Source organism: Cupriavidus mimosae (genome assembly GCF_023952485.1).
Lineage (GTDB): Bacteria > Pseudomonadota > Gammaproteobacteria > Burkholderiales > Burkholderiaceae > Cupriavidus > Cupriavidus taiwanensis_C.
The window spans coordinates 248,931-264,153 of record NZ_JALHRY010000008.1 but is presented as its reverse complement, the minus strand read 5'-3'; the positions used below and the strand labels follow the sequence as shown (position 1 = coordinate 264,153).

The 15,223-nt window shown below is 66.7% G+C and carries 14 protein-coding genes and 1 tRNA gene; 6 read left to right on the top strand and 9 right to left on the bottom strand.

The features are described 5' to 3' along the window. Window positions 1–260 precede the first annotated feature (260 nt). Both MKD50_RS17210 and MKD50_RS17205 read left to right on the top strand, forming a co-directional pair. Entirely contained in the window at window positions 261–599 is a 339-nt protein-coding gene (locus MKD50_RS17210; protein WP_252667884.1) for a hypothetical protein, read from the top strand. Between the two features lie 77 nt (window positions 600–676). Then, complete coding sequence (locus MKD50_RS17205) at window positions 677–1,987, top strand: MFS transporter (protein WP_252667882.1); 1,311 nt, start codon at window positions 677–679, stop codon at window positions 1,985–1,987. Between the two features lie 70 nt (window positions 1,988–2,057). On the opposite strand, the gene MKD50_RS17200 is transcribed toward MKD50_RS17205, so the two are convergent. Next, a complete protein-coding gene (locus MKD50_RS17200) occupies window positions 2,058–2,414 on the bottom strand; it encodes a DUF2314 domain-containing protein (protein ID WP_115678860.1) in 357 nt (118 codons plus the stop codon). Between the two features lie 105 nt (window positions 2,415–2,519). On the opposite strand from MKD50_RS17200, the gene MKD50_RS17195 reads away from it, so the two are divergent. Continuing rightward, window positions 2,520–3,146, top strand: a complete 627-nt coding sequence (locus tag MKD50_RS17195; RefSeq protein ID WP_252667880.1) for a DNA-3-methyladenine glycosylase I — start codon at window positions 2,520–2,522, stop codon at window positions 3,144–3,146. Between the two features lie 344 nt (window positions 3,147–3,490). On the opposite strand, the gene MKD50_RS17190 is transcribed toward MKD50_RS17195, so the two are convergent. Continuing rightward, window positions 3,491–4,435 carry a cation diffusion facilitator family transporter gene (locus tag MKD50_RS17190; RefSeq protein ID WP_252667878.1) on the bottom strand — a complete coding sequence of 315 codons (945 nt, stop codon included), beginning with the start codon at window positions 4,433–4,435 and terminating at the stop codon, window positions 3,491–3,493. A 214-nt stretch (window positions 4,436–4,649) separates the two neighbouring features. Between MKD50_RS17190 and MKD50_RS17185 the strand changes: the two genes are divergently transcribed. After that, the gene (locus tag MKD50_RS17185) at window positions 4,650–4,901 is read left to right on the top strand and encodes a hypothetical protein (protein WP_018006124.1); all 252 of its coding nucleotides are present in this window, start codon (window positions 4,650–4,652) and stop codon (window positions 4,899–4,901) included. A gap of 8 nt (window positions 4,902–4,909) precedes the next feature. On the opposite strand, the gene MKD50_RS17180 is transcribed toward MKD50_RS17185, so the two are convergent. The 3 genes from MKD50_RS17180 to MKD50_RS17170 form a co-directional block, all read right to left on the bottom strand. Further along, complete coding sequence (locus MKD50_RS17180; protein ID WP_252667876.1) at window positions 4,910–5,632, bottom strand: aspartate/glutamate racemase family protein; 723 nt, start codon at window positions 5,630–5,632, stop codon at window positions 4,910–4,912. A gap of 14 nt (window positions 5,633–5,646) precedes the next feature. Then, a complete protein-coding gene (locus MKD50_RS17175; protein ID WP_252667874.1) occupies window positions 5,647–7,095 on the bottom strand; it encodes an MFS transporter in 1,449 nt (482 codons plus the stop codon). A gap of 206 nt (window positions 7,096–7,301) precedes the next feature. Then, on the bottom strand, window positions 7,302–8,153 hold the full coding sequence (locus MKD50_RS17170) for a MurR/RpiR family transcriptional regulator (protein WP_252667872.1): 852 nt from the start codon (window positions 8,151–8,153) through the stop codon (window positions 7,302–7,304). A 719-nt stretch (window positions 8,154–8,872) separates the two neighbouring features. Between MKD50_RS17170 and MKD50_RS17165 the strand changes: the two genes are divergently transcribed. Continuing rightward, window positions 8,873–10,780, top strand: a complete 1,908-nt coding sequence (locus tag MKD50_RS17165) for a hypothetical protein (RefSeq protein WP_240987572.1) — start codon at window positions 8,873–8,875, stop codon at window positions 10,778–10,780. 202 nt (window positions 10,781–10,982) lie between these two features. Then, window positions 10,983–12,014 carry a hypothetical protein gene (locus MKD50_RS17160; protein WP_252667870.1) on the top strand — a complete coding sequence of 344 codons (1,032 nt, stop codon included), beginning with the start codon at window positions 10,983–10,985 and terminating at the stop codon, window positions 12,012–12,014. 93 nt (window positions 12,015–12,107) lie between these two features. Here MKD50_RS17160 and MKD50_RS17155 read toward each other — a convergent pair. The 4 genes from MKD50_RS17155 to soxX form a co-directional block, all read right to left on the bottom strand. After that, a tRNA-Ala gene (locus MKD50_RS17155) sits at window positions 12,108–12,183 on the bottom strand. Between the two features lie 73 nt (window positions 12,184–12,256). Then, window positions 12,257–13,978 (bottom strand): thiosulfohydrolase SoxB, encoded by a 1,722-nt coding sequence (gene soxB, locus MKD50_RS17150; protein WP_115705297.1) that lies wholly within the window; start codon window positions 13,976–13,978, stop codon window positions 12,257–12,259. 68 nt (window positions 13,979–14,046) lie between these two features. Beyond that, window positions 14,047–14,541 carry a TlpA family protein disulfide reductase gene (locus MKD50_RS17145; RefSeq protein ID WP_115705299.1) on the bottom strand — a complete coding sequence of 165 codons (495 nt, stop codon included), beginning with the start codon at window positions 14,539–14,541 and terminating at the stop codon, window positions 14,047–14,049. Between the two features lie 5 nt (window positions 14,542–14,546). Then, window positions 14,547–15,209 (bottom strand): sulfur oxidation c-type cytochrome SoxX, encoded by a 663-nt coding sequence (gene soxX, locus MKD50_RS17140; protein WP_115705301.1) that lies wholly within the window; start codon window positions 15,207–15,209, stop codon window positions 14,547–14,549. Between the last annotated feature and the right edge of the window lie 14 nt (window positions 15,210–15,223).

The following is a 15,223-nucleotide window of genomic DNA, read 5'->3' as shown; positions in this document are numbered from 1 at the left end:
GCCTTCAAACGGTTTGTGTACTGGCTTCCAGTTTGGCAAAGAACGGCGGCGGGCGCGGCCGCGCTTTGCGGACACCTCATGCAAAAAAATTGAATCCGGCGGCCGATCCGTGGCGCGGCCCACACAACGCGCGCCGCACCGGCACCGTGGCCGATGCGAGAGGCTTATGCTGCAGCCGGAAGCCCGCTACAGGCACTCCGCAAGAATTTCCGCAACGCAGACGCCACGGCGCTTTTCCGCGCGCATGGCAGGAGACTCAGGTGGCATCGCGCAATCCGCGCCGCGCCGGACGGCACAACCGCATCCCGGGCCAATGGTGGCAGCCGGGCGTCTACGGCAGCCTGCCCGCCGTCGCGCTGTGGATCCTGGCGCGGCTGCCAGCCGGCCTGCTGCTGTCCGTGACCGGTATGCCGGCCGCGGCCGCCTGGCTGAACCGGGCCGGGGACACGGTGTTCGTGGGCGGCTGGGTGGCCAGCGCCCTGCTGCTCTGGCTCACCCGAAGCCGCCCGGCCCCCGCCGCCTCGGCGCCCGTCGAGACCGGCCCCGCGAGCCCGCCAAAGCCTGACCGCCGGACGACTGAACCTGCACTTCCAGGCTGAAGTCACGCGCTACGGCGCGGAGGTCCGGGATTAAGGAATCGCTTAATATGGCGGTTTCCCCGCATGACCGACGCTTCATGACCGCGACTACCGCCCCCGTTCCAGAACTGACCAACGCCACCCGACGCAAGGCGATCATCGCCGCCACCATCGGCAATGGCCTGGAGTGGTTCGACTTCACCGTCTACAGCTTCTTCGCCGTGATCATTGCCAAGCTGTTCTTTCCCACCGGCAATGACCTGACCTCGTTCCTGCTCACCGTCGCCACCTTCGGCGTAGGCTTCTTCATGCGCCCGGTCGGCGCCATCGTGCTGGGCGTCTATGCCGACCGCGTCGGCCGCAAGGCAGCGCTGACGCTGACCATCCTGCTGATGGCGCTGGGCACCGCCATCATCGGCCTGGCCCCGACCTACGACCAGATCGGCCTGTGGGCACCGGCGCTGATCGTGGTCGCGCGCCTGATCCAGGGCTTTTCCGCCGGCGGCGAAGTGGGCGGTGCCACCGCCTTCCTGATCGAGCATGCGCCAGACGCCGAGCGCGGCGCCTACGCCAGCTGGCAGCAGGCCAGCCAGGGCATCTCGTTCATGCTGGGCGCCGCCATGGGCGCGCTGGTCACCAACGGCCTGTCGCCCGAGCAGATCGACGCCTGGGGCTGGCGCATCCCGTTCCTGTTCGGCCTGCTGATCGGGCCGGTGGGCATGTATATCCGCTCGCATCTGCACGAGCCGCCCGAGTTCGAGGCGCGCCAGGCCGCCCGCCAGGCGGCCAAGGTGAAATTCTCGCCGCTGTCGCAGGTGCTGCGCGACCATCCGCGCGAAGTGCTGGCCGAGCTGGGCGTGACCATCCTGTGGACGGTCTGCACCTATGTGCTGGTGTTCTACATGCCGTCGTATGCCAAGCAGCAGCTGGGCCTGCCGCTGGGCGCCACGTTCCAGTCGACCGCGCTGTGCGGCGCCATCATCCTGGTGCTGTGCCCGCTGATGGGCATGCTGTCGGACCGCGTGGGGCGCAAGCGCATGCTGGGCGTGGTGGCGCTGCTGATCGGCGTGCTCGCCTATCCGCTGTTCCACTGGCTCAACGTAGCGCCGACCACGCAGACGCTGCTGCAGGTGCAGATCGTGCTGGGCATCCTGCTGGCGGCCTTTACCGGCCCGGCGCCGGCGGTGCTTGCCGAGCAGTTCCCGACCGAAGTGCGCTCCACCGGCCTGTCGCTGGCCTATAACTTCGCCGTGACCATCTTCGGCGGCTTCGCCCCGCTGATCGTGACGTGGCTGATCGAGTCCACCCAGAACAAGCTGGCACCGGCCTACTACGTGATCGCCGCTGCCGCGGTAAGCTTTGTCGCGCTGGTGTTCATGCACGACCGCACCGGCAAGCATCTGGCCTGAGCGCGCCGCGCCTCTGCATCCAGCAAGCCAGCCGCGAGGCTGGCTTTTTTTATGGCCGGCTGCCGGTCGCTCAAGCGTCTTCGTCGCCTTCCCGATAGATATGGATCACGTGCCGGGCCTCGAAACACAGCGGCATGCCAGGATTCATCTCGTCGGTGCAATACGGCTGGTTGTCGAGCTCGCCGGTATAGAGCGCGCCTTCGCGCCCGGTCACATTGACCCACATCCGCTCGACATGGACTTCCTCGTTGCCATCCTCGTCGGCGACGAGGATGCGGAAGATCAGCTTGACCTGCTGGCCCGCGGCAAGCGCGTCGCGTTCGGCGCGCGGCGGCAGCCAGAAGGTGTCGGGGTGGGCGGCGGCAATGGGCTCGGCGTCGTCGAGCTCCCATCCGTCCTCGTCCAGGGTGGTCAATCGCATGTCCATTTTCGGCCTTCCGCAATCTCTCAGGTGCGGGCATGATCGCAGCAAATGCGCCGGCCGGCGAGGGGCTGGCCGGCGCCCCCTTTATTCAACACTGCAAAGGTACGCATGACGAGCAACAAGGAAGCACCAGCCGCGCCGGTGCGCTGCGGCTGGTGCGGCACGCTGGAGGACTATTGCCACTACCACGATACCGAGTGGGGCTTTCCGGTCGCCGACGACCGCCGGCTGTTCGAGAAGCTTTGTCTGGAGGGGTTCCAGTCCGGGCTCAGCTGGCTGACCATCCTGCGCAAGCGCGAAGCCTTCCGCAAGGCGTTTGCCAATTTCGACATCGAGAAAGTCGCGCGCTTCACCGAGCGCGACATCGCGCGCCTGCTGGGCGATGCCGGCATCGTGCGCCATCGCGGCAAGATCGAGGCCGCGATCAACAATGCCCGGCGGGCCCGCGAACTGCTGGAATCAGAGTCCTCGCTGGCGGCCTACTTCTGGCGCTTCGAGCCCGATCCGGCCAGCCGGCCGAAGGTGCTGACGCCCGAGGTGCTGCGCACCATGGCCATTTCGCCGGAGTCAACCGCGCTGTCCAAGGACCTGAAGAAGCGCGGCTGGCGTTTCGTCGGCCCTACCACGATGTATGCGCTGATGCAGGCCATGGGCCTGGTCAACGACCACCAGGAGGGCTGCGCCACGCGCGCGCAGGTTCTGGTAGCGCGCAAGGCGTTCAAGGTGCCGCGCTAGCCGGTATACGGGACGCCGCGTATACGTACCGGCACACATCACCGTCCCTCGCAAAAGTCCTGGCTGTGGTCTTTATATTGTTTACGTATGTAAACATAGTAGTAGTAGGTAAACCTGGGCCCGGGCCGTGGATAAGTCACCTTTTCCCTTCCGGGTCAGTGACTTGCAGCAAAGATAACGGCTCCGGGATAACCCTGATTTGGCGGGACAAGTCCGCGGCAGCGTATACATCTGTCGCGCCCACCGCGAGTTGTCCGTATACGTCCCACAGCGCGTCCCCAGGCGCGACACAGCTTGTCCGGCCGGTTATCCCCAGGCTTGGGCAGATCTGTCCACAGCCCGGTTCAGCCATCGGCAGTCGCTGCGGCCACGTTTACCGGGTCGACGTGCGTCATCACGTTCAGCACATGGTGGTGTTCCAGCGCGCGGCGCCGCGCTTCCACCGCGATGGCATGACCCTGCGCCACGGACAGGGTGGCGTCGATCTCGAGGTGCACGTCGACCAGCACCTGGTCGCCCATCTTGCGCGTGCGCAGGTCGTGCAGGCCGAGCACGCCGGGCGTCGCCAGCATGGTGGCGCGGATGGCGGTGACGGTCTGTTCGTCGGCGGCGCGGTCCATCAGGTCGTTGAGCGCGTCCCAGCCGAAGCGCAGCCCCATGCGCGCCACCATCAGCCCGACCACGATGGCCGCGATCGGGTCGAGGATGTGGTAGCCCAGCAGGTTGCCGCCGATGCCAAGCGCCACCACCAGCGACGACGCCGCATCCGAGCGTGCATGCCAGGCGTTGGCCACCAGCATGCTCGAGCGCACCCGCCGCGCCACGGCCAGCATGTAGCGGAACAGCAGTTCCTTGGACGCCAGCGTGGCCAACGCCACCCACAGCGCCACCGGCCGCACCGGCTGCGCGCCGCCCGCGGACTGCAGCTTGCCCAGCGCCGCCCACAGCATGCCCGCCCCCACCGTCAGCAGCAGCACGCCCAGGGCGAGCGAGGCGGCGGTCTCGAAGCGCAGGTGGCCGTACTGGTGATCGGCATCCGGGTCCTTGCGGCTTTGCCAGCCGGCGGCCAGCACGACGAAGTCTGATAGCAGGTCGGACAGCGAATGCACGGCGTCGGCGATCAGCGCCTGCGAGCCGGAGATCATGCCCGCGACCGATTGCACCGCGGTCAGGCCGATATTGACCGCCACGCTGACCAGCGTGCTGTTGCGGCCGGCGCGATGGCGCGCCTCGGCTTGCGCGGCGGGAGTGGCGTCGTCGTCGGGCAGACTGCCCGGTTTTGCGCGCATGCGGGGCGAGTGCGAATCCATCGGGTGACTATAGCCGAACTTGCGGCAGGCGCAGCGGGGCTCGGCCCGACATTAGGCCGCGCCTTCGTGCCGATTTCGTAACAGCGCTGGCTAACTTATTGCGCCGCCTTTACCGTAGAAAGGACGGGCATCGCACGAAGCGTGCGGACCAGCGCCAGGGGGCGCACCCGGTCATGCAAGGAGGGCTCTCACGATGGCGATCCGTTCGCTAGCCTCGCACAGCACATCCCAGCTACGCCGCCTGGTCGGACAGATGCAGGCGGAAGTCGACGCACTCGAAAACCTTTCCACGCCCGATGCCGACGCGCAAAGCCGCCTGGGCTATGCCACCGGCCGCCTGCGCGACGGCATCGAAGCGGTCGAGGATGCCCTGCAGTCGCTGCGCGCGCTGCAACAGGTACGCCCGTCGGCGATGAAGGCCAGGCGGCCGACGCGCGTGGCCTAGCCCGCGTCTCAGGTGGTTTGAGCGCCTGCCGCGGCCGCCGCGAGCGCGTCCGCCGGCCCCTGGCGCAATGGCAGGCCCAAGGCGCGGGCCAGCGCCTCGCATGCGGCCGGGATGGGCCCGATCACGGGTAACGCAAAGCGCTGTCCCAGTGCCCGCGCGGCCTCACCCAGCGGCCCGCCGCCGATGATTACGGCCTGCGCGCCATCGTCGATGCACGCCTGTACCGCACTCGCGAGCCGTTCTTCCTGTTGCTGCGGCGCGTTGCCCAGCGCGCGCGGGTCGCCGTCGGTGAAGCGCGCGCCGGTAAACCAGGCCTCCAGCCCATGCCGGCGCACGCCCGACGCGATCGACGCCGCCAGCCGCGGCGTGGTGGTGGCGATGCCGAAGCGCCGTGCGCCCGCCGCGGCGGCACGCATCGCGGCCTCGCCGATGCCGAGCACCGGCACTGTCAGCCGCGCGCGCAGCGCGTCGAGGCCCGGATCTCCGAAGGCGCCGACGATCACGCCCCCGGCAAGGCCGGCCAGGCGCACCATGTCCGCGTCACTGACCGCGCCGGCGGCCACCGCGAGATCGTCATCGTCGACGATCATCGGCGCCCCGCGCGCCACCGTCGCGCCGACCACGGCCGGCGGCGCGGCCACGTGCTGCGCCAGCCAGGCGCGCGCGATGCCGACCATCATCTGCGTGGTGGTGCTGGAAGTATTCGGGTTGATCAGCAGGATATGGCTCATGCGCGTCTCGGAACTCAAGAGTGCTGGCTGGCGGCGGGCTGGCCGGCCGGATGCCGCGGTGCGTCGCCGGGCTCGTCGTCGGCGCCATCCAGCGCCCGGCCGAAGGTCTCGGGGGCAAACTGCAGCACCAGCGCGAACACGGCGTACATGCCGGCCATCATGCCGAACATGCCGCCGATGCCGTACTGGTCGAACACGCGGCCGGCGATCAGCGGCATGGCCGCGCCGGCCATGGTGCCGAGCGCCAGGATGAAGGCGGTGCCGAAGGCGCGCACTCGGGTCGGATACAGCTCCGGCGCGTAGATCCAGATCGAGGTGTTCAGTAGCAGCACGCAGAACTGGAAGGCCGCGCCGAACATCAGGACCAGCGCCGCCGAGCTGGACAGGAAGCCGAAGCACAAGCCGATCACGCACGCCAGCAGCGCCCCCAATGTGAGCACACGCTTGCGCGGGAGGCGGTAACCGAAGTAAGACGCCGCCACGGCACCCAGCAGGCTGCCGGACTGCATCACGATGGTGAAGGCGAAGCTTTTGGTCAGCGTATAGCCCTGCGCCATCAGGATCGTCGGCATCAGCGTCAGCACCGAAATCTGCGCGCCATAGGTCATGCACACGGCAATCCCAACCGCGATCGTGCGGCGTGCCAGGCGGCCGGTGAAGACTTCGCTCAGACGCACCTTTTCCGGCTGGATATCGCCCTCGCGCGCGGCACTCAGGTATTCCGTCGACTGCGCCGGGCGCCGCGACAGCTTGCCCGAGGCGAGGATATTGAGCACGTGGTTGGCCTCGTCGACGCGCCCCTTCGACAGCAGGAAGCGCGGAGTCTCAGGGATAAAGCGCCGGTACAGCAGCACGAAAAACGCCGGCAGCACCAGGCAGCCGAACAGCCAGCGCCAACTGTCCGGCCCGGGAAACAAGGCAAACACCGCCAGCCCGAAGGCCGGCGCCAGCATATTGCCCAGCCCTCCGCCCGCCACGTTGATGGCCCCGACCGCCACGCCGCGGAAACGCGACGAGCAGAACTCGGCCAGCATGGTCACCGCAATCGAGATCTCGCCGCCCAGCCCGAAGCCGACAATGAAACGCCCCGCGGCCAGCACCGCGTAATTCGGCGCCAGCGCGCAGATCAGCGCACCCAGTGTGAACAGCATCAGGTTGATGCTCAGCATCGCGCGGCGCCCATACCGGTCGGCGATATAGCCGGAACCCAGCCGGCCCAGCGCCGCCGCGCCGAAAGTCAGGGTGTTGAGAAAGCCGATTTCCGCCGCCGACACGCCCCAGTGTTCCCGCAGCAGCGGACCCACCAGGCCCACGGCATTCTGCTCGAACACGTCGAACAGCACGCCGAACAAAATCAGCGCCAGGATTTTCTTGTGCGACGGGGTGACGCCGATATCGTCCAGGGCCCGCTCGAGTTGCTGCAGCCGCGGCTGCGTCGAAGAAACCATGACTTCCGCACCCATGCCTTGCCTCCATGCGCACGCCGGCGCTTTTTTTGCTGTCCGGGATTCAGTTGCTCCCGCCGCAATGGTTTTATTTTTTCATATGATAAGTATTTGAAAAGAATTTTTCATACGGGTTTATACCGACGCGTGGCGGCTAATGCAGTCAAGCACCGCGGCGAAAAATCCGAAATGGTTTGCATCGCGCCGGCTCCCGGCGCTCGCGCTCAGAGCTCGTCGAGTGCGTCGTGGAAGGCCTCGACCAGGCCCAGATGGCGCCGGCCCGGCGTGCCGGCCAGTTCCATTACCTGCGTGACGATCAGGTGGCACAGCCCGATCACGGCGGCATGGTTGTCCAGCACACCGGGGGCCTGTACATCACAGCGCAGCACCCACCTGGCGGGCACCCTGGCGGTGGCGCCCTGCTCCGTGATGTAGAGCAGCCTGGGACAAGCCTTCGCCGCCTGCGCCACCACTGACGTGAGCTCGCGCACGCGCCGGCGCAAGGCCAGCACGATCACCACGTCTTCTTCGCTCATGCCCGCGAGATGTTCGCCCATGGTCTCGCCCGCGCCGGGCACCGCCTGCGCGCTGGGCACGATCTGCAGCAGTTGCCAGCGCAGGTACATGGCCAGCGGCTGGCTCGAGCGGAAGCCGACGATCCACACCTTGCGCGCGCCGAGGATGGCCTCGGCGATTTCCCGCAGTTGGGCCTCCGACAGGCGTCGGTAAGTGGCGCCGAGGTTAGCCAGGCCCTGCTGGAGATGCGCGCCGAGCGAGCCGGTAGCGTCCACGCCGGCCGCGCTTTCGGTGCCGGCCAGCAACAGCGGCGAGCCCGCGCTCTTCTCCGAGCGCACATGCTTGCGCGCGTCGTCATACGAGGCATAGCCCATGCGCCGCACGAAGCGCGTCACGGTGGCATTCGACACATTGGCCAGCCCGGCCAGTTCCGAGGCGGTATAGCCCGCCAGATCCCCAGGGAAATCCAGCGCGAACTCCGCCAGCCGTCGCTCCGAAGGCGACAACTGGTCCAGCTGTTCGCGGATGCGTCCGACGAACGATTTCCTGGTGGCTTGCATGGGACGAGACGGCTTTGGTGCGCACGGTCGGTCAACGGCGCCCGGCGCGCGGGCCGGGCTCCAGGGGGCTCAACGATAACGTATGGCGACGCCCGAAGCGAGCCACAGGCGCCGGCCTGGGGCGACCGCTGGGCGTGGCGCTTAACGCCGCGCGCCGCTGGCATTCATGTGGAATTCAGGTGGCCTTAACCCACCGCGCCGCTGGCGTGCCGCCGGCATTAAATGCCGGTGCTGGCCTGGCCAAAGTCAGCGCAATTACCCGTTGTTTTAGTCCCGAAAATCGCGCGCGATGATATTGCCGCGTACGTAAGAGTGTCCACAAATCGAACAAATCCTTACATGTGATCCACGGGCGAGTAATCGTTACGTCGCAACCACGCACTGCAATAGTGCACAGGTGCCCCGCCCGAAAATCACACGTAACCCATTGTTACCGGCCTGTACGGTGTCGGACGGGTACCCCTAGTATCGCCGCTGCCGGGTTTCCCAAGGGGTTAACCCGATCCGCTTTTTATGCCACTGCAAATCGTCGCGCACACTGCAAACCGGCACAAGAACGGGCGTGGTGATGTTTATTCACTTTCATCTTTTATCCATTCACTTAAAAATCAATGACTGGGAAAAATCTACCTCGCGATAACCCATCCGACCTGCGCAGAGCGCGCAATTCTTACATTCTGCCGAGCCTGAACTTCCTGGCTGCCGCATGCGCCGCTGTGGTGCTTACGGCATGCGGCGGCGGTGGCGATGGCGCCACCTCCGGTAGCACCTCGTCGACCGAAGCTTCGCGCGGCCCGACCACCCCGGCCGAATCCACCCAAGTCGCCGACGAGATTTTCGACGGCTCCGGCAATTTGAATGCCGACGAATATGTCGCCATTGCCTCGGATTATTCCGGCGAAAAAGCCATGGCTTATCGCTACGGTCCGAGTAATTCCGCCCCCGCAGCAGTTGGTACGGTATGGAAACCCGAGGACAAGACCTTTTACCCGCACGGCAATACCTGTTTCCAGCAGGATTACCCGGGCGCCACGATGGATACCAGCACCAACGTGATCTATCAGCTGGGTAACCTCGATTGCGCCCGCAACGACTACGGCAGCAACATGGGCGACGTGATTTTCCGCGCGGACGCCGCGTCGGACTCCGGCGTCACGCCGCTGCTGACGCTCGCGCTGAGCGCCGGCACCATTGCAGAAAAGCCGCAGACCCCGTGGTTCTGGGGCCATACCACCACCAATCCGCTGCTGAAGGAACACGTCACGGCCAACGGTGGCGCGATGCCGACGCAGCCTATCGCCATGGGCCGCTGCAGCGAGCACGATTGCGCACAATCGCTGGTGGCTTTCCAGAACGGCCTGATTGCCTCGGTCGGCATGAATACGGCTTCGCACTCGGCTTCGGTGAAGCTGCCGGAGGGCAAGGTGCCCACGGCCATCGCCATTACGTCGAATTCCGAATTTGCCCTGGTGACCATCTGGGACACCAAGAACCTGAAGGGCCAGGTGGCGGTGATTGCGCTGGGCAGCCTCGCCGACGGCAGCCAGGTGGGCGGTCCGTATGACTCCAGCGATATGTCGTGGCATGGCCTCTATCCGGGCTTCCGCAACATGTCGAACTTCGTCTTCATGAAGCTGCTGGGCTTCGTTGACCTGCCGGATATGAAGGCCCCGACGGAGATTTCCGCCGTGACCGACTTCAGCGTCATGCAGGACAACACCACCCAGGGCTGGATGCGTGACCCGGTGGGTGACCGCGGCGCGAGCCTGGGTCGCGACGAAGCGACGCCTGGCCTGAGCGAAGCCAACCAGAAGAGCTACGCCGTGGGTGGCGTCAACGCCGACCTGATCTCCCGCGCCGGCGTGGCCGCAGTGATCTCGAAGTCGGAAAAGAAGGTGGTGTTCCTGGACCTGAAGCCGCTGTTCGACAAGGTCAACAACACCTACTTCGAAGGCAGCTTCAGCGATCTGCAGAACACCCTGAACAATACCGGCCTGGAAGACTCGCAATGGCCGCAGACGTTCTCGGTGGACAACTACGCTCCGACCATCGTCAAGACCATGAGCCTGGCCGAAAAGCCGACCGCGGTGAGGGTCTCGATGCTGGCCAACCCCGGCCAGGCCTGGGTGGCGACGGAAGACGGCGTGATCCACGCGATCTCGGTGGCTGGTGTGCAGTCCGGTACCAACCTCGATCCGGAACTGATCAAGGAAGTGACCAGCCTGCAAGTGGGCAAGAACCCGACCAGCATGATCCACCAGGTGAATCGCGAGAGCTTCGGCAACTCGAACACCAAGATGTGGGTGGTGTCGCGTGGCGAGCAGAAGGTCCAGCTGGTCGACATGGCAACGCTGACGGTCGAAAAGACGCTGCAGGATTCGCGTATGGTCGATCCGATCACGGTGTCTGAAACCCAGCAAAGCCCGCTGCTGACCAGCGTGTTCTCGGTGACCGACTATGCCGGCAAGCAGGTGCTGAACTATCGCTATGCGCCGATCAACCTGCAGGGCGGGAACACCCCGATGTATATCGGCGTGGGCCAGTCGGGCAATGAAGAGTTCGAGTTCGGCGGTTCCTATGCGGTGGCCGGCAAGCCGTTCAACTTCACCCAGAGCAATGTACCCTGAGCGCCATGTCAGCCTGAAGCGCGCCGGCTGATCCCGGCAAGCTTCTCCCCCTGATAGCGCTTGTTCGAGGCCCGCACGGTTCGCCGTGCGGGCCTTTTCCATTGGGCAGACGCCAGCCGTGCCGTGACGCCGCGTGCGCTGGAGCACAGATAGCCTGCCCGGGGACATGACAACCTCGCCATATGCGCAAGGAGCCTGTCCCATGCCGAATCCATCCGCCCACGACCTGAACGCCCGCGGCAGCGGCGCCCCCATCAGCCTGGTCGCGCCCGGCGAAGGTGGCGTCAGGGACTATGCCGCGACGCTCAACGGGCTGCTGCAGGGAAAGCTGCTCGAGGCGACGCCCGACCTGCCGGCAGCCGCGCTGGCCGGCGCCGACGTGATCCTCCATTACGTTGGCTACGGCTACGCCCCGCGCGGCACGCCGCTGTGGCTGCTGCGGCGCCTGCGCGAGGCCCGCCCGCACCTCCGCCGCCTCGGTGTCTTCTTCCACGAACTGTATGCCGACGGCGCGCCATGGCGCTCGGCGTTCTGGCTCTCTCCGGTGCAGCGCTACATTGCCGCCGAACTGGCGGCGCTGGCCGACTTCTGGGTCACCAACCGCGAGGGTTCGGCGCGCTGGCTCAACGCCCACGCGCCGGCGCGGCCGCACCGGGTGCTGCCGGTGTTTTCCAACCTGGGGGAAAGCGGCGTGCAGCTGCGGGACCGGCAGGCGACCGTGGTGGTGCTGGGTGGCTCCGCGCTGCGCGCCCAGACGTACCAGGAGGCGGGCGAGGCCCTGTTCGACTGGGTCGGCCATGCCGGCTTCACGCTGCATGACGTCGGCCCCCCCCTTGGCGATACCGGGCTCGCCGCCCGCATCGCGCGGCGCGGCGCGGTGGTGCACGGCCGCATCGAAGCCATCGAAGCGGCGCGGCTGCTGTCGGTGTCGACCTATGGCGTACTGGCCTACCCCGTCGACTATGCGGCCAAGAGCGGTGTCTTCGCCGCCTACTGCGCCCACGCGGTCTGCCCGGTGCTGCTGTCGCGCAGCAGCGGCGTGCACGATGGCATCACGCCCGGGCACTACCTGCCGTCGATCCGGGCCATGACACCGGACCTGGATGCCGCCTGGCGCATCGGCCGGGCGGCCCACGCGTGGTATGCGCCGCATGCGCTGCGGCATCACGAGGCGGGGTTCAGGGAGTTGCTGGGGGTGGAAACGCTGCCGGTGCAGGTCGCTGCGGCGTTGTGAGGGGGAACGGCGGAAACGCCGACAACAAAAAACCCCGGCAGCCTGGCGGCTCCGGGGCATTCGTTCGAATGACGGGGATCTTGCGAAGAATCCTGGTGGACCGAAGGAGGATCGAACTCCCGACCTCTGCATTGCGAACGCAGCGCTCTCCCAGCTGAGCTATCGGCCCTTCGCGGAGGATTGTAGCGTACTTGGGCAGCGCGCTTCAATCCTCCGCGCGATCGTGCGTGCTGTTTGCCACATCACGCCGCAATGCCGGCATTGTCGTCCATGCCGCGCACGCGCGGCAGGTTCAGCGGGCGCGCGCTGACTTCGCGGGTGTTGCGCAGCCACTGCGCCATCACGTCCCAGACCGGCGCCCCGCCGGATTCGCGCGCTTCCTCCGCCACCGGTGCCCACCCGGCAACCTTGTAGGTCTTGCCGGCCTCCAGCGGCTTGCCCGCCAGGCGCATGTCGGTGATGCGCTTGCCCATGCCGGCGGCGGGATCGATGGTGTACTGCAGGCCGCCGACGCGCACCATGTCGCCGCCCTGCTGGTAGTACGGGTCGGGATTGAACAGGTTGTCGGCCACGTCTTCGAGGATGGTCTTGATGGTCGCGCCGCTCATCTGCGTCACCGTGGTGTACGGGTAGGTGATGGCGGTCTGGTCCATCAGGTGCTCCATGGTGATGGCCTGCCCCGGCAGCAGCGTGGTGCCCCAGCGGAAACCGGGCGAGAACGCGATCTGCGCGCCTTGCACCTGCATCAGGCCATCCAGGATCAGCTGGTCGAAGGTGCCGTTGAAATTGCCGCGGCGGTACAGCAGGCCACGGTTGACGGCGAGGACTTCGGACAGCTTCTTTTCATACGGCGCCCGTACCTTGCCGATGAGCGCGTCCATGGCCGGATCGGCCGGCAGATAGTTGGCGAAGACCGGCAGCAGCCGGTAGCGGAAGTCCGCCACCTTGCCGTTCTTCACGTCGAAATCGAGCACGCCGAGGAACTTGCCGTTGGAGCCGGCATTGGTCACCAGGGTCGTGCCGCCGGCGTTCTTCACCGCCACCGGCGCGGGCACCCCGTCATGGGTGTGGCCGCCGAGGATGGCGTCGAGCCCGCGCACGCGCGAGGCCAGCTTCAGGTCGACGTCCATGCCGTTGTGCGACAGCAGCACCACCGCCTGCGCGCCCTTGCCGCGCGCGGCGTCGATGACCTGCTGCAGGTTCTCTTCCTGGATGCCGAAGGTCCAGTCCGGCACGAAGTAGCGCGGGTTGGCGATCGGGGTGTAGGGGAACGCCTGGCCGATGATGGCCACCGGCACGCCGTTGATCTCGCGGATCACGTAAGGATCGAACACCGGGTCGCCGAAATCGTTGGTCTTGATGTTCTGCGCCAGGAATGCGACCTTGCCCTTGAAATCCTTGTCGACGATCTCCTTGACGCGTTCGGCCCCGAGGGTCATCTCCCAGTGCGGAGTCATCACGTCCACGCCCAGCGCCAGCGCGGCATCGACCATGTCCTGGCCCTTGGTCCACAACGCGGTGGCCGAGCCCTGCCAGGTGTCGCCGCCGTCGAGCAACAGCGCACCCGGGCGGCCGGCCTTGAGCCGCTTCACCAGCGTCGCCAGGTGCGCAAACCCGCCGACCTTGCCATAGCGGCGCGCCGCCTCGTTGAAATCCAAATAGGTGAACGCATGCGCCTGCGCGGTGCCCGGGCGGATGCCGTAATGGCGCAGCAGCGCCGCTCCGACCAGGTGCGGCGGCTTGCCGGCATAGTCGCCGATGCCGAGGTTGACGTTGGGCTCGCGGAAGTACACCGGCCGCAGCTGCGCATGGCAGTCGGTGAAATGCAGCAGGTGGACGTTGCCGAAGCGCGGCAGGTCGTACATGGCGTCGGCGGCCTGCGCGGCGTGCGCATCCTGGTGGGGGAACGTCATGCCGCCGGCGCCGGCGATGGCCAGCACCTGCAGGAACTCGCGTCGGTTCATGTCTCTTCCTGTGGATAAGTGCGTGCCGGTGGGCGCGGGGCCTCCGGCATCGCATGGCTATGGCCTGGCTATGGCGTGGCGTAGCGCTCCAGCGCGGCCACGTCTTCTTCGAGCATTTCGCCCACTTCCTTCTGCACCACGCGGCCGCGCGCGTCGATCACGTACAGTTCCGGCAGCCCCTTGCGCTTGCCGAACACGGCCTGAAGCGCAGGCGAATCCATGGTCGCGGCGAAGGTGTAGCCGCGCTTCTTCATGTAATCGGCGGCCTCGCGCGGGTCCTTGTCGATGCTGATGGTCAGCACCTGCAGCGGCGTGCCGCGCGTGCGCTCGTACAGCTTCTGCAGGCGCGGGTTCTGCATTGCGCAGAACGGGCACCAGGTGGCCCAGTATTCGACCACCAGCGGCTTGCCGGCCAGCGCGGCCGCGCTCAGCGTGCGGCCGTCGAGGGTGCGGATCTCGGGCAGGCGCACCGTGTCGCCCACTTCCAGCGCAGCGGCGCCGGCCGCGGCCATGAACAGGCTCGCGGCCAGCAGCGCGCGCAGCAGCATGGCGGGCGCGCGCATCGGCGTTACTGGTTGACCGGCGAAGCCGGGTCGAGCAGCAGCGCCATCACGTCGCGGATCTGGGCCTCGGTCAGGATGCCCTTGTGGCCGAAGCGCGGCATATTGGAGCAGGCGGCGTAGGCGCTGGAGTCCCAGATCTTGCCCCAGGTGTACTTGATGACCTCCTGCGAGTTGCCGCGCAGCTTGCCGTACTGGTACAGCGACGGGCCGATATTGCCGAACGAGATCTCGGCCTTGGTCATCTGGTGGCAGGCGTAGCAGTTGCCGCCGTTGGTGCCGCCGACCTGGTCGGTGAACTGCATGCCGCGGCCGTTCTGGGCGACCTTCTCGCCTTCCTTCCAGTCGCCCAGCCATTTGTCGTCGGTTGGATACTTGACCTGCTTCAGCTCGGCGGCCTCGATCTTCTTTGCCACCTTCGCCGGCACCCGGGTGCGGTCGGGGTACTGGCTGCAGGCCTGCTGCATGCCATCCTGGTTGAGCACGCCCTCGACCGTGACCGGGCCGCGCGAAGAGAACGAGTCTTCGATCAGGTGCTTCATGTCGGCGCCGCTGACGGCGGCGGGCTTGCCCTTGGCGGTGCGGGCCTTCCCGCTGTCTTGCGCATACGCGCCGGTTGCCAGCAGGGCGGCCAGGGCCGCGACGGCCACTGCCTTGGTATGTCGTTGCATGGTGTCTCTCCCGT

What these genes read in the sequence shown, in the direction of transcription:
- MKD50_RS17205 (WP_252667882.1), top strand. Translation starts at nt 677, where the DNA reads ATGACCGCGACTACCGCCCCCGTTCCAGAACTGACCAACGCCACCCGA.
- MKD50_RS17200 (WP_115678860.1), bottom strand. Translation starts at nt 2,414, where the DNA reads ATGGACATGCGATTGACCACCCTGGACGAGGACGGATGGGAGCTCGAC.
- MKD50_RS17195 (WP_252667880.1), top strand. Translation starts at nt 2,520, where the DNA reads ATGACGAGCAACAAGGAAGCACCAGCCGCGCCGGTGCGCTGCGGCTGG.
- MKD50_RS17190 (WP_252667878.1), bottom strand. Translation starts at nt 4,435, where the DNA reads ATGCGCGCAAAACCGGGCAGTCTGCCCGACGACGACGCCACTCCCGCC.
- MKD50_RS17185 (WP_018006124.1), top strand. Translation starts at nt 4,650, where the DNA reads ATGGCGATCCGTTCGCTAGCCTCGCACAGCACATCCCAGCTACGCCGC.
- MKD50_RS17180 (WP_252667876.1), bottom strand. Translation starts at nt 5,632, where the DNA reads ATGAGCCATATCCTGCTGATCAACCCGAATACTTCCAGCACCACCACG.
- MKD50_RS17175 (WP_252667874.1), bottom strand. Translation starts at nt 7,095, where the DNA reads ATGGGTGCGGAAGTCATGGTTTCTTCGACGCAGCCGCGGCTGCAGCAA.
- MKD50_RS17170 (WP_252667872.1), bottom strand. Translation starts at nt 8,153, where the DNA reads ATGCAAGCCACCAGGAAATCGTTCGTCGGACGCATCCGCGAACAGCTG.
- MKD50_RS17160 (WP_252667870.1), top strand. Translation starts at nt 10,983, where the DNA reads ATGCCGAATCCATCCGCCCACGACCTGAACGCCCGCGGCAGCGGCGCC.
- soxB (WP_115705297.1), bottom strand. Translation starts at nt 13,978, where the DNA reads ATGAACCGACGCGAGTTCCTGCAGGTGCTGGCCATCGCCGGCGCCGGC.
- MKD50_RS17145 (WP_115705299.1), bottom strand. Translation starts at nt 14,541, where the DNA reads ATGCGCGCGCCCGCCATGCTGCTGCGCGCGCTGCTGGCCGCGAGCCTG.
- soxX (WP_115705301.1), bottom strand. Translation starts at nt 15,209, where the DNA reads ATGCAACGACATACCAAGGCAGTGGCCGTCGCGGCCCTGGCCGCCCTG.